The following is a 13,563-nucleotide window of genomic DNA, read 5'->3' as shown; positions in this document are numbered from 1 at the left end:
AGTTTCCATACGGGGGTGATAAAATGGAAAGCAAGAAGCGATCTGATCCAAGAGGAGGTGACCGAATGGCTCCCAGAGAACGCAGAGAGAAGCAGTGGTATAAGCTGGACAATGCCGGCGTGCTCTACTCCGCGATCCAAAAGGAAAACTATTCCGCCATCTACCGCTTTTCCGCGGTGATGGAGGAGCGGGTGGACCCTGATGCCCTGCAGCGGGCGGTGGATAAGACCATGCCCCGCTTTCCGGGCTTTGCGGTCCACATCAAAAAAGGGGCCTTCTGGTACTACTTTGAGCCCAATCCGGCCCCGGGCCCCTTTGTGAAACGGGATATTTCCAACCCCTGCCAGCCGGTCCGCTTCCGGGAGGACAACGGCTGGCTGGTGCGCTTTTACTACTATGAGCACCGGATCTCCCTGGAGGTCTTCCACGCCCTCTCGGACGGGGCGGGCGCACTGGTCTTTTTCCGCACCCTTCTGGCCGTGTACCTGCGGGAGATGGGGCATGCCATCCCCAACGGTCCGGGCATTCTGGACGTGGAGGAGCCCCCCCACCGGGAGGAGCTGGAGGACGCCTATGCCCGCTATGCCACGGTCCGTTCCCTGCGGGCCGGGATCGGGAAGAAGGCCTTCCAGAACACCGGCACGCCGGAGCCCTTCTATACGCTGAATGTGACCATGGGCTTCGTCCCGGTGGACCAGCTCAAGGCCCGGGCCAAGTCCTACGGCGTGTCCATCACGGAGTATCTGACCGGCGCGCTGCTGAAGGTCATTCTGGAGAATCAGGCCAGAGAGGAGCCCCGCCATCCCAAGCCGGTGGCGCTGGCCATCCCCATCAATCTGCGGCCCTGGTTCCCGTCGGAGACCCTGCGCAATTTCATCCTGACGGTGCGGCCCTGCATCGACCCTTCCCTGGGGGAGTATACCTTCCCGGAGATCCTCTCTCAGGTCCACCACTATATGCGCCTGCACATCAACCGGCAGGAGATGCAGGCCCTGCTGACGGGAAATGTCCGCTTCCAGACGAACCGGGCCCTTCAGCTCATTCCCATCTGGCTGAAAAATCCCGTCATGGCCCTGAGCTACCGCCTGGCGGGGACCCGGCCCTATTCCGGTACTTATACGAATCCCGGCGCCTTCACCGTGCCCGAGGAGATGGCCCCCCACATCCGGCGGATGGAGGTCATTCTGGGGCAGGCCACCAACCCCCGGGTCCACTGTGCCTCCATCAGCTACGGCAATACCATGGAGATCACCTTCGCCGGGACCCTTCAGGAGACCGACACCGAGCGGGAGTTCTTCCGCTTCCTGGTCCGGGAGGGCATCCACGTCAAGGTGGAGAGCAACCGGAGCGTCCAATCCGAGCTGCTGTTTTGAGTTTTGCGTGAAAACGAGGTGTAAGCTGCTATGTCCTATTGCGTCAACTGCGGGGTAGAGCTGGATGGAACGGCCTCCTTCTGCCCTCTGTGCCATACGCCGGTGGTCAACCCGAAGCAGCCGGTGGATACCGTCTCCCCCAAGCCCTTTCCAACGGAGCGGGGCGAGGTGGCCCCGGTCTCCAAGTGGGAGCTGGCCGTGCTGATCTCAGCCATGCTGGTGTCGGTGTCGGTGTGCTGTGCTATTTTGAACATCTTCCTCCCGGCGGAGCGGACCTGGTCCCTCTACGTGGTGGGGGCGGCCATTATGCTGTGGCTGTGGTTTGTCCCGCCGCTTCTGCTGCGGGGGATGCCGCTGCTGATCCGGCTGGTGCTGGATGTGGCGGCGGTGGGGGTGTATTTGCTCCTCATCGCCATAGACCTGGACGGAATGGTGTGGTACCTGGGCCTGGCACTGCCCATCGTGCTGTGGGGCGGGGCCTGTGTTCTCTTCCTGGGGCTGATACTGGGGGGAGGACGGCGCTCCATCCTGACCACGGTCACGCTGCTGGTGGGCACGATCGGGGCCTTCCTGGTGGGCACGGAGCTGCTCATCGACCGGTTTATCCACGGGGCCTGGGGGCCCAGCTGGTCCCTGGTGGTCTTCACCATCTGCGTGGCGCTGGTCATTCCGCTCATCATCGTACGGCGGATCCCCTCCCTGCGGGAGGAGGTCCGGCGGCGGTTCCATATGTGACAGCGCGGCGGCGCGGCTCTCTTCGGAGGGCCGCGCCGCTTTTTTCGTGGTATGCAGAATAAAAACGTATATCCCAGAGTGTGCGCCAGGGGAGTACATTCTGAAATATTCACTATAAAATGAATATTTAAAATTATATTCAAATAAAATGGGAGATATAAGAATAATTATGCAAAATGACAGTTGCATTTTTATTCTGATGGGAGTATAATGATGCCAACATCAGGAAGACGGCCGGAGCGGCCGCCTCACAGGAGGTCATTACAATGTCTGAGATCAAGAAAGTTGTCCTCGCCTACTCCGGCGGTCTGGATACGTCCATCATCATCCCCTGGCTGAAGGAGCACTACAACAACCCCGAGATCATCGCCGTGGCCGGCGACGTGGGCCAGAATGACGAGCTGGAGGGCCTGGAGGAGAAGGCCATCAAGACCGGCGCTTCCAAGCTGTATGTGCTGGATCTGGTGGATGAGATGGTAGACGATGTCATCATCCCCTCCATGATGATGGGCGCCAAGTACGAGGACTATCTGCTGGGCACCGCCTTTGCCCGGCCCATCATCGCCAAGGGCCTGGTGGAGATCGCCAAGAAGGAAGGGGCCGACGCCATCGCCCACGGCTGCACCGGCAAGGGCAACGACCAGATCCGGTTTGAGCTGGCCATCAAGCGCTTCGCCCCCGAGATGAAGATCATCGCCCCCTGGAGAGAGTGGGACATCAAGAGCCGCAACGAGGAGATCGACTACGCCGAGGCCCACAACGTGCCCCTGAAGATCAGCCGGGAGACCAGCTACTCCAAGGACAAGAACCTGTGGCACCTCTCCCACGAGGGCCTGGACCTGGAGGATCCCGCCAGCGAGCCCCAGTACGACAAGCCCGGCTTCCTGGAGATGGGCGTCTCTCCCGCCATGGCCCCCGACGAGGCCACCTATGTGACCATCGACTTTGAGAAGGGCTGGCCCGTGGCCGTGGACGGCGAGAAGATGAAGGCCTCCGACATCATCCGCAAGCTCAACGACCTGGGCGGCAAGAACGGTATCGGCCTGCTGGACATCGTGGAGAACCGGATGACCGGCATGAAGGACCGGGGCGTGTACGAGACCCCCGGCGGCGCCATCCTCTACCGGGCCCACGAGGTGCTGGAGATGATCACCATCGACAAGGACACCAAGCACATGAAGCAGAAGCTGGCGGTGGACTTTGCCGATCTGGTCTACAACGGCAAGTGGTTCACCCCCGTGCGGGAGGCCCTCTCCGCCTTCGCCGCTGAGACCCAGAAGTACGTCACCGGCCAGGTGAAGCTCAAGCTCTACAAGGGCAACATCATCACCTCCGGCGTCACCTCTCCCGACACCCTCTACTCCGAGGACATCGTCACCTTCCAGGAGAGCGATTACAACCAGAACGACGCCACCGGCTTTATCAACCTCTGGGGCCTGCCCGACACCATCCTGGCCCTGCGGGACCAGGGAAAGCTGAAGTAAGACGGCATTCAGCCCTCGTCAGAGTTTCGCCGCCCGCAGGCGGCGAAAGAAAATCGAAATCCGTTTTTTCCGAGGACATGTGCCTCGGAAAAAACACTTCTCAGCCCACAAGCGTGCGCGCTTTGCGCGCGCGACGCAGGGGGCTGTATCCCCTCTCAAAAATGCCTGCATTTTTGAGAAAACACTAACCCGATGAAAGAGAAATGAGGTAACCAGCATGAAATTGTGGGCAGGACGGTTCCAGAAGGAAACCGATACCCTGGTAAATGACTTTAACTCGTCCATTTCCTTCGACGCCCGTCTCTACAAGGAGGACATCGCAGGATCCATGGCCCACGCGGCCATGCTGGGAAAGACCGGCATCATCGAGGCCCATGAGGCCGAGAAGATCATCGACGGGCTCAAGGCCATCCTGGCCGACGTGGAGGCCGATCAGGTGGAGTTCTCTATGGAGAATGAGGACATCCACATGAACATCGAGTCCCTCCTCACCCAGCGCATCGGCCAGACCGGCAAGCGGCTGCACACCGCCCGCAGCCGGAACGACCAGGTGGCGGTGGACTTCCGGCTCTATGTGAAGAAGGAGATCCCCGTCATCATCGGCATGATCCAGGACCTGGAGGAGGTGCTGGTGAAAAAGGCCCAGGCCAACCTCCACACCGTCATGCCGGGCTACACCCACCTCCAGCGGGCCCAGCCCACCACCTTCGCCCACTACATGATGGCCTACGCCAACATGCTCAAGCGGGACATTACCCGCCTGGAGGACTGCCTGGAGCGGATGGACGAGTGCCCCCTGGGCGCGGGCGCCCTGGCCACCTCCACCTATCCGGTGGACCGGTTCCAGACCGCGGCGGCCCTGGGCTTCCGGTGCCCCACCGACAACTCCATGGACTCGGTGTCCGACCGGGACTTTGCCATTGAGTTCCTGTCGGCCTGCTCCATTCTGATGATGCACCTGTCCCGTTTCTCGGAGGAGATCATCCTCTGGTGCTCCTGGGAGTTCAAGTATGTGGAGCTGGACGACGCCTACTCCACCGGCTCCTCCATCATGCCCCAGAAGAAGAACCCCGACGTGGCCGAGCTGGTCCGGGGCAAGACCGGGCGGGTGTACGGCTCCCTCATCACCCTGCTGACCGTGATGAAGGGCCTGCCTCTGGCCTACAACAAGGACATGCAGGAGGACAAGGAGCCGGTCTTCGACGCCATCGACACGGTGGAGCTGTGCATCCCCGTCTTTGCCGCCATGCTGGACACCCTCACCGTCAAGGAGAAGAACATGCGCGCGGCGGCCTCCGGCGGCTTCATCAACGCCACCGACTGCGCCGACTACCTGGTCAAGAAGGGAATGCCCTTCCGGGAGGCCTACATGATCGTGGGCAAGCTGGTCAACTTCTGCATCAAGGCCGGTGAGACCCTGGACACCCTGCCCCTGAAGGACTTCAAGGCGGTCTCGCCCATCTTCGAGGAGGACGTCTACCAGGCTCTGGAGCTCAACACCTGCGTCAACGGACGCCAGGTTTACGGCGGTCCCTCCGCCGAGAGCGTGCAGCAGCAGATCGACCACATCAAGGACTTCCTGGCCCAGCGGAAGAAGGGCTGACCCCTTCAGACAGTACCTCCTCAAAATCTGGATTGTAACTGATTTTTGGTTGAAATCCACTCCGAAACATCGTAGTATGGGGACATAAAGCCATCAAGATGGAACAGAAGGGAGTGGTTTCCATGATCAAAAGGATCTGGCCTGCCCTACCGGCGCTGATCCTGTTGGCAGGGTGCGCGGGCGCGGGAAGCGGGCTTTCCACCAGCCCGTCGCCGGAGCCAGCACCGAGCGCCGCCGTGCCGTCTTCCAGTCCGGTTCAAGAGACGGAGGCGGCGGAGGATGTGTTCGCCCAGCTGCCGGAGGAATTTATCTTTGCCAGCGGCGCGGGCGGCTGGTGCACCGTCCTCTCCATCGAATCGGACGGCAGCTTTACCGGGGAGTACCACGACTCCGAGATGGGCGGGACGCCGCCGGTGTGCTATCTCTGCACGTTCAGCGGCACGCTCTCCCAGCCGGAACCGGTGAACGAGTATACCTATTCCGTCCAGCTGCTCTCCTTGGAACAGGACGAGCCGGAGGGGAAGGAGTATATGGAGGACGGCATCCGCTATATCATCTCCACGCCCTACGGGATGGAGGGGGCAGAGGAGCTGCTGCTCTACCGGCCGGGCGCGCCGGCGCCCGAGCTGCCAGAGGAATTCCGCGGCTGGGTGGGCATGCTCGGCGCAGCCCAATCCGAGACCCTGCCCTTTTGGGGGCTCTACAATGTGAACACCCAGCAGGGCTGGGCAGGCTATGAGGGGGATTAAGATGAAACCAAAAATTTATATCGACGGCAAGGAAGGCACCACCGGCCTTCAGATCTATGAGCGCCTGGGCGCGCGGGAGGACATTGACCTCCTGCTCATCGACGAGGAAAAGCGCAAGGACGTTGAGGAGCGGAAGAAGCTCCTCAACGCGGCCGACCTGGTCTTCCTCTGCCTGCCCGACGCGGCGGCCAAGGAGGCGGTGGCCCTCATCGAGAATGACCACACCCGGGTCATCGACGCCTCCACCGCCCACCGCACCGCCAAGGGATGGGTCTACGGCTTCCCGGAGTTTTACCGCTATCCCGGCGAGGTCATCGGACAGGCCACCCGGGTGGCCAATCCCGGGTGCCATGCCACGGGCTTTCTCTCCTCCACCATGCCCCTGGTCTCCCTCCACATCCTGCCCAAGGACTACCCGCTCACCTGCTACTCCCTGACCGGCTACTCCGGCGGGGGCAAGAAGATGATCGCGGAGTACGAGAGCGGGGAGAAGGGGAAGGACCTGTACAGCCCCCGGATCTACGGCACCAACCTGCGCCACAAGCATCTCAATGAGATGCGGAAGATCTCCGGGCTGGACCAGCCTCCGGTCTTCTGCCCGGTGGTGGACGACTACTATAAGGGCATGGCCACCACGATCATGCTCCACAACAAGTATCTGCTGGGGCAGCCGACGGCCAAGGAGATCTACCACATCCTCATGGCCTACTACGCCGGACAGAAGCTGATCTCGGTGCGCTATGAGGAGGAGGGCGGAATGCTCCCCGCCAACGCCCTGGCCGGAAGCGACCGGCTGGAGCTGGTGGTCTGCGGCCATGAGGAGCAGACCATCGTCACCGCCCTCTTCGACAACCTGGGCAAGGGTGCATCGGGCGCGGCGGTACAGAATATGAATATCATGTTGGGCCTGGACGAGACCACCGGGCTCCATTTGGGCTGAGCGGAAGAAGGGGAGCTGGAGACAGCGCACCCTTCGTTCCCCCACAGAAGGGAAGGACATAAGGTTATGAAGCAGATCAACGGCGGCGTGACCGCAGCCAAGGGCTTTCGGGCCTGGGGCGTTCACTGCGGCGTCAAGAGCAAGAAGCTGGAAAAGAAGGACCTGGCCATCATCCTCTCCGAGCGGGAGTGTGCGGCGGCGGCCACCTACACCATGAACCGCGTCAAGGCGGCCCCCATCTACGTCACCATGGACCATCTGGAGGACGGAACGGCCTGGGGTGTAGTGGCCAACAGCGGAAACGCCAACGCCTGCTGCCCCCAGAGCCATGAGAATGCCGAGCTTATGAGCCAGTACGCCGCCCAGGCCACCGGCCACAAGCCCTCGGACTTTGTGGTGGCCTCCACCGGTGTCATCGGCCAGACTATCAACATCGCCGCCATCGAGCGGGGAATGCCCGAGGTGGCGGCCGGACTCACCGACGGCCCCGAGGGCTCCGACGCGGCGGCCCACGCCATCATGACCACTGACACCAGCAAGAAGGAGATCGCCATCTCCTTCACTCTGGGCGGCAAGACCGTGACCATGGGCGCCATCGCCAAGGGCTCCGGCATGATCCACCCCAACATGGGGACCATGCTCTGCTTCATCACCACCGACTGTGCCATCACCGGCGAGCTGCTCTCCGACGCCCTCCACGAGGTGGTGCCCAAGACCTTCAACCGGGTGACGGTGGACGGGGACACCTCCACCAACGACATGTGCGTGGTGCTGGCCAACGGCATGGCGGAGAATCCTCTCATCGAGTGGAAGGATGACAGCTACACCGTCTTCCGCAAGGCCCTGCACCAGGTCTGCGAGTATCTGGCCCGCTGCATCGCCGGCGACGGCGAGGGCGCCAGCCGCCTCATCACCTGCACCGTCCATGCGGCCCGCAGCGAGGAGAGCGCCGAGCGCCTGAGCAAGGCGGTGGTGGGCTCCCCCCTGGTGAAGGCCGCCATGTTCGGCACCGACGCCAACTGGGGCCGGGTCCTGTGCGCCATGGGCTACTCCAAGGCTCCCTTCCGTCCCGAGTACGTGGATGTGAAATTTGCCTCCGCCGTGGGCGAGGTGCTGGTCTGCCAGCAGGGCATGGGCCTGGACTTCGACGAGGAGGCTGCCAAGAGCATCCTCTCCCAGGACGAGGTGATCATCGACATCTGCCTCCACGAGGGAGAGCACGAGGCCACCTGCTGGGGCTGCGACCTGACCTATGACTATGTGAAGATCAACGGCGATTACCGCACCTGATCGGGAAAGAAGGATTCCAAATGTCTGACCCTGTTGTGACCAGAGCCACGGTGCTGGCCGAAGCTCTGCCCTATATCCAGAAATTTTACGGCAAGACCATCGTGGTCAAATACGGCGGAAACGCCATGATCTCCGACGAGCTGCGCCGGGCCGTCATCAGCGACATCATCCTGCTCCACCTGGTGGGCATCCATGTGGTGGTGGTCCACGGCGGCGGGCCCGAGATCTCGGAGATGCTCCGCAAGATCGGCAAGGAGTCCCGCTTTGTGGACGGCCTGCGCTACACCGACGAGGAGACCATGGACATCGTCCAGCAGGTGCTCTGCGGCAAGGTGAACAAGAACCTGGTGGCCACCCTCAACCGCCGGGGCGGCCACGCCATCGGCCTGTGCGGCATGGACGCGGGCCTCTTCCAGGCCCAGAAGCTGGACGAGAAGTACGGCCTGGTGGGCGAGATCGTCAAGGTCAATCCTGACCCGGTGCGGGACTGCCTCCAGCAGGGCTACATCCCGGTGGTCTCCACCGTGGCCCAGGGAGTGGACGGGGAGAACGCCTACAACATCAACGCCGACACCGCCGCGGCCAAGCTGGCCGTGGCCCTGGGGGCCGAGAAGCTCATCCTCCTCACCGACATCCGGGGGCTGCTGCGCGACCCGGCGGACGAGGGGACCCTTATCCCGGTGGTGGGACTCTCCGACGTGCCCCAGCTGGTGCGGGAGGGCGTGATCCAGGGCGGCATGATCCCCAAGATCGAGTGCTGCGTGGAGGCGGTACGCTCCGGCGTGGAGCGCACCCACATCCTGGACGGACGCATCCCCCACTCCATCCTCATCGAGATGCTCTCCGACCAGGGCATCGGTACCATGATTCTGTAAGGAGACGGCAACCATGACCTTTGAAGAACTGAAAGCCCTGGATCACGCCCACACCCTTCAGACCTACGGGCGCTTTGACGTGGCCATTGCCCACGGAAAGGGCGCCACGCTCTGGGATCTGGAGGGGAAGGAGTACATCGACTTCACCTCCGGCATCGGCGTGAACTCGGTGGGCTACGGAAATGAGCAGTGGGCCTGGTCCATCTATGAGCAGGCCCTGGCTCTGGGGCATATCTCCAACCTCTTTTATACCCAGCCCTACGCCAAGCTGGCCGACGTGCTGTGCCGGCGGGCGGGAATGGCGGCGGCCTTCTTCGGAAACTCCGGCGCCGAGGCCAACGAGGGCATCATCAAGCTGGCCCGCAAGTACAGCTTTGACAAGTACGGCAAGGGCCGCAGCACCATCCTGACCCTGAAGAACTCCTTCCACGGACGGACCATCACCACCCTGACCGCCACCGGACAGGATGTGTTCCACCAGTACTTCTATCCCTTTATGGAGGGCTTCCGCTACGCCGATGCCAACGATCTGGAGAGCGTCAAGGCAGAAGGCGGGAAGGACGTGTGCGCCGTGATGCTGGAGCTGGTCCAGGGCGAGGGCGGCGTGCTCCCCATGGAGCCGGACTTTGTCCGGGGTCTGGCGGAGCTGTGCGCCGAGCGGGATTGGCTCCTGCTGGTGGACGAGGTCCAGACCGGCATCGGCCGGACGGGCACCCTCTTTGCCTACCAGCAGTACGGCATCCAGCCCGATGCGGCCTCCTTTGCCAAGGGCATCGCCGGCGGCCTCCCCATGGGCGGATTCCTGGTGAACGAGAAGTGCCGGAATGTGCTGGGAGCGGGCATGCACGGCTCCACCTTCGGCGGCAACCCCATCGCCGCCTCGGCCGCCCTCACCGTCCTGGATATCCTGGACGAGGACGCGCTGGAAGCGGTGAAGGAGAAGGGCGCCTACCTGCGCGCCGGCATTGAGGCCCTGGACAAGAAGAGCATCGGCTCCACCCGCGGGCTGGGCCTGATGATCGGCATTGAGGTCAAGGAGGGCTATACCAACAAGGCCCTGGCCGCCCAGCTGGTGCAGAATGGCCTTTTGGTCCTCACCGCCGGTCCGGGTCTGCGGCTGCTGCCCCCCCTGACGATCACGAAGGAAGAGATGGACAAGGGCCTGGCGATCATGGCCCAGGTCCTGGAATAAGAACGGCGCGGGACACCGCTCCCGCCGGATGATGAGGTGACATGGAAATGAAGGATCTGTTGAAGCTGCTGGATCTCTCCAAGGAAGAGATCATTCATATTCTGAACGTGGGCGACCAGATGAAGTACAACCAGAAGCACGGTCTCACCCACAACTATCTCCAGGGCAAGACTCTGGCCATGATTTTCGAGAAGAACTCCACCCGTACCCGGGTCTCCTTTGAGACCGGTATGTACCAGCTGGGCGGCCACGCCCTCTTCCTCTCCAGCAAGGAGAGCCAGATCGGCCGCGGCGAGCCCGTGGAGGACACCGCCCGGGTGCTCTCCCGCTACTGCGACGGCATCATGATCCGCACCTACTCCCAGGAGGAGGTGGAGAAGCTGGCCGAGTACGCCGACATCCCGGTCATCAACGGCCTGACCGACTTCGCCCACCCCTGCCAGGTGCTGGCCGACCTGATGACCATTCGCGAGCACCAGAGCAAGCTGGAAGGGCTGAATATGTGCTTCATCGGCGACGGCAACAACATGGTCAACTCCCTCATCGTGGGCTGCCTGAAGGTGGGCATGAACGTGTCCGTGGCCTGCCCCGAGGGGTATGACCCCCATCCCGACGTGATGGAGTTTGCCAAGAGCGTGACCGACGCCACCTTTACCCTCACCCGGGATCCCATGGAGGCCGCCAAGGGGGCCGACGTGGTCTTTACCGACGTGTGGGCCTCCATGGGCCAGGAGGAGGAGACCGCCAAGCGCAAGGCCGCCTTCCAGGGCTACCAGGTCAACGAGGCGCTGATGAAGGTCACCAACCCCGGCTGCATGGTGCAGCACTGCCTGCCCGCCCACCGGGGCGAGGAGATCACCGCCGAGGTCTTTGAGGCCCACGCCGGCGAGATCTTCGACGAGGCTGAGAACCGCCTCCACGCCCAGAAAGCGGTGCTCTACCTGCTCATGGGTGAGGAAAAGAAGTAAATCAGACCAAAAAGAAACGCTCCCGGTTTCATCGAAACCGGGGGCGTTTCAGCGTGTCGAAAAACTTCGACACGCTTCTCAAAAATGCAGGCATTTTTTCGAGGGGATGCAGGCCGCGGCGCGCACTTCGTCGGGTCAAAGTCCGCACCGTTCGCCCCGGCCTGACGGCCAGGGTTCACTCCGCTCCCTTGCCCTTCCTCTCCCAAACAAACCCGCTCCGCTGGGTTTTGTTTGGGTTCCCGGCTCACACGCTTGTGGCCTGAGAAGAGTGTTTTCCGATGTACACGCCGCCGGAAAACACGATTTGACCCTCTTCCGCCGTCTGCGGACGGCGGAACTCTGCGAGGCTTTTGTGGTATAAATCGCAGAAATACACTTTATCGACAGTTTGAAGCCCCCGGTTCCGCGGAACCGGGGGCTTGTTCTGTATGAGAAGAAAATCAGTGAGCCAGCTGCTCCATACCCAGGCGGATACGGCGGAGGGTCTCCTCCTTGCCCAGGATGTGGCACAGCTCCACAGCGCCGCCGGGGGTGACGGCCTTGCCGGAGACTGCGGTGCGCACGGGCCACATGATGCGGCCGTTCTTGAGCTCGTGGCTGGCGGCCAGGTCGATGAGGGCGTCGTGGATGGCGTCATAGGTCCAGTCGGAGAGGCCTTCCAGCACGGGGAGGACCATCTGGAGGGCCTCCAGAGAGTTCTCCTCGTTGGTCTTCATCTTCTTGTGGCAGTAGAGCTCGTTGGAGTAGGCAGGCAGCGCGTCAAAGAAGTCTACCTGGGGGGCGATGTCCAGCCAGGTGTCGCAGCGGGGCTGCACCAGGGGCGCGATGAGGGAGAGGTCGATGCCGGGGGTCTTGACCGCCTGCTCCAGATAGGGCCGGGCCCCCTCATAGAAGGCCTCGGGGGAGAGGGCGCGCAGGTACTTGGCGTTGAAGTACTTGAGCTTCTCCAGGTCGAAGATGGCGGGGGACTTGGAGATGCCCGCCACGTCGAAGGACTGAGCCAGCTCGGAGAGGGTGAAGAACTCCCGCTCGCTCTCCTCGCCCTTGGGGGACCAGCCCAGCAGGGTGACATAGTTGACCACGGCCTCGGAGAGGAAGCCCATGGCCAGCAGGTCCTCGTAGGAGGGGTCGCCCTTGCGCTTGGACATCTTGTTGTGCTGGTCGCGCATGACGGGGGAGCAGTGGATATAGGCGGGGACCTCCCAGCCAAAGCCCTCATAGAGCAGGTTGTACTTGGGGGCGGAGGAGAGGTACTCGCTGCCGCGGACCACGTGGGTGATGCCCATGAGGTGGTCGTCGATGACGTTGGCGAAGTTATAGGTGGGCAGACCGTCTGACTTCATGAGGATCTGGTCATCCAGGGTGGAGTTCTCCACCGTGATGTCACCAAACACCACGTCGTGGAAGGTGGTGGAGCCCTCCTTGGGGATCTTCTGGCGGATGACATAGGGCACGCCGGCTTCCACCTTGGCCCGGGCCTCCTCCATGCTCAGGGAGCGGCAGGGATCGTCGCCCCGGTCAAACTCACCGGAATCCTCCTCGGACTCGGTCTTTTCGCAGAAGCAGTAGTAGGCGTGGCCCCGCTCCGCCAGGAGCTCGGCGTACTTGCCGTAAAAGCCGCGGCGCTCGGTCTGTACATAGGGGCCCACCGGACCGCCCAGATCGGGACCCTCGTCCCAGTCCAGACCGCACTTGCGCAGGGTGTTGTAGATCACGTCCACGGCGCCCTCCACCAGGCGGCCCTGGTCGGTGTCCTCGATGCGGAGCAGGAACTTGCCGCCGTTGTGCCGGGCGATGAGCCAGGTGTACAGGGCGGTGCGCAGGTTGCCCACGTGCATATAGCCCGTGGGAGAGGGGGCAAAACGAGTGCGGACCTCTCCCTTGGGAATGCGGGCCTCCATCTCGTCAAACCAATTCATATCCAGAGCCATTTGAATTCCTCCAACGGTTGGGCGCCGCCCGAACGGGGGAGCGCCTGAATTAAGCAGACAATATTATAGAGGCTTTTCCTGCCTATGGCAAGGGGGCGGGGGCAAAACTCTTCCAAAATGGACGGAAAAGGGGGGATCAGGGCTCCTCCGGAGGGAGGATCTCCAGGCGGAAGACGTTGACCACGTCGGCGTCCGGACAGCAGAAGCGGTAGTCCCCGTGGCGGCTCTTGGGCAAGGTCCCGCCGTAGCGGAGGATGTCCACGAAGGGGAAGGCCGCGTGGGCCGCCATGGGGCACAGCTCGCCCCGCTGGGTCTCAAAGTCGAAGGAATCGCCGATCTGGTGCCCCCGGTGACACCGGCAGGGGCCCAGACGGTCCACCAGAGTGATGCGGACGGACGGCTTTTTCATGGAAAGACAGCTCC

Annotated in this window: 12 protein-coding genes; 10 read left to right on the top strand and 2 right to left on the bottom strand. The window is 62.5% G+C overall.

The window, feature by feature from the left end; all coding sequences use genetic code 11:
- The first annotated feature begins 65 nt into the window (after positions 1-65).
- From H8S34_RS08775 to argF, 10 genes are all read left to right on the top strand, one after another.
- Positions 66-1,373, top strand: coding sequence for a hypothetical protein (locus H8S34_RS08775; RefSeq protein ID WP_101692706.1), 1,308 nt, complete (start codon positions 66-68; stop codon positions 1,371-1,373).
- 30 nt (positions 1,374-1,403) lie between these two features.
- Positions 1,404-2,108 carry a DUF6320 domain-containing protein gene (locus H8S34_RS08770; protein ID WP_101692707.1) on the top strand — a complete coding sequence of 235 codons (705 nt, stop codon included), beginning with the start codon at positions 1,404-1,406 and terminating at the stop codon, positions 2,106-2,108.
- A gap of 266 nt (positions 2,109-2,374) precedes the next feature.
- The gene (locus H8S34_RS08765; RefSeq protein ID WP_101692708.1) at positions 2,375-3,592 is read left to right on the top strand and encodes an argininosuccinate synthase; all 1,218 of its coding nucleotides are present in this window, start codon (positions 2,375-2,377) and stop codon (positions 3,590-3,592) included.
- Between the two features lie 217 nt (positions 3,593-3,809).
- Positions 3,810-5,195 carry an argininosuccinate lyase gene (argH, locus tag H8S34_RS08760; RefSeq protein ID WP_101692709.1) on the top strand — a complete coding sequence of 462 codons (1,386 nt, stop codon included), beginning with the start codon at positions 3,810-3,812 and terminating at the stop codon, positions 5,193-5,195.
- A 122-nt stretch (positions 5,196-5,317) separates the two neighbouring features.
- Positions 5,318-5,944 (top strand): hypothetical protein, encoded by a 627-nt coding sequence (locus H8S34_RS08755; RefSeq protein ID WP_186963741.1) that lies wholly within the window; start codon positions 5,318-5,320, stop codon positions 5,942-5,944.
- 1 nt (position 5,945) lies between these two features.
- Positions 5,946-6,884 carry an N-acetyl-gamma-glutamyl-phosphate reductase gene (gene argC / locus H8S34_RS08750; protein ID WP_186963740.1) on the top strand — a complete coding sequence of 313 codons (939 nt, stop codon included), beginning with the start codon at positions 5,946-5,948 and terminating at the stop codon, positions 6,882-6,884.
- 66 nt (positions 6,885-6,950) lie between these two features.
- Positions 6,951-8,174 (top strand): bifunctional ornithine acetyltransferase/N-acetylglutamate synthase, encoded by a 1,224-nt coding sequence (gene argJ / locus H8S34_RS08745; RefSeq protein WP_101692712.1) that lies wholly within the window; start codon positions 6,951-6,953, stop codon positions 8,172-8,174.
- A 20-nt stretch (positions 8,175-8,194) separates the two neighbouring features.
- Positions 8,195-9,049, top strand: a complete 855-nt coding sequence (argB, locus tag H8S34_RS08740) for an acetylglutamate kinase (protein WP_101692713.1) — start codon at positions 8,195-8,197, stop codon at positions 9,047-9,049.
- Between the two features lie 13 nt (positions 9,050-9,062).
- The gene (locus tag H8S34_RS08735) at positions 9,063-10,241 is read left to right on the top strand and encodes an aspartate aminotransferase family protein (RefSeq protein WP_186963739.1); all 1,179 of its coding nucleotides are present in this window, start codon (positions 9,063-9,065) and stop codon (positions 10,239-10,241) included.
- Between the two features lie 47 nt (positions 10,242-10,288).
- Complete coding sequence (argF, locus tag H8S34_RS08730) at positions 10,289-11,209, top strand: ornithine carbamoyltransferase (RefSeq protein WP_101692715.1); 921 nt, start codon at positions 10,289-10,291, stop codon at positions 11,207-11,209.
- A gap of 440 nt (positions 11,210-11,649) precedes the next feature.
- Here argF and gltX read toward each other — a convergent pair whose 3' ends face one another.
- Both gltX and H8S34_RS08720 read right to left on the bottom strand, forming a co-directional pair.
- Positions 11,650-13,140 carry a glutamate--tRNA ligase gene (gene gltX, locus H8S34_RS08725; protein ID WP_186963738.1) on the bottom strand — a complete coding sequence of 497 codons (1,491 nt, stop codon included), beginning with the start codon at positions 13,138-13,140 and terminating at the stop codon, positions 11,650-11,652.
- 136 nt (positions 13,141-13,276) lie between these two features.
- Positions 13,277-13,549 (bottom strand): TIGR04076 family protein, encoded by a 273-nt coding sequence (locus tag H8S34_RS08720; RefSeq protein ID WP_101692717.1) that lies wholly within the window; start codon positions 13,547-13,549, stop codon positions 13,277-13,279.
- Positions 13,550-13,563 lie beyond the last annotated feature (14 nt).

The organism is Pseudoflavonifractor hominis, assembly GCF_014288125.1.
GTDB lineage: Bacteria > Bacillota > Clostridia > Oscillospirales > Oscillospiraceae > Pseudoflavonifractor_A > Pseudoflavonifractor_A gallinarum.
Note: the sequence above shows the minus strand (reverse complement) of the source record. Positions and strands in the feature narration are given on the sequence as shown.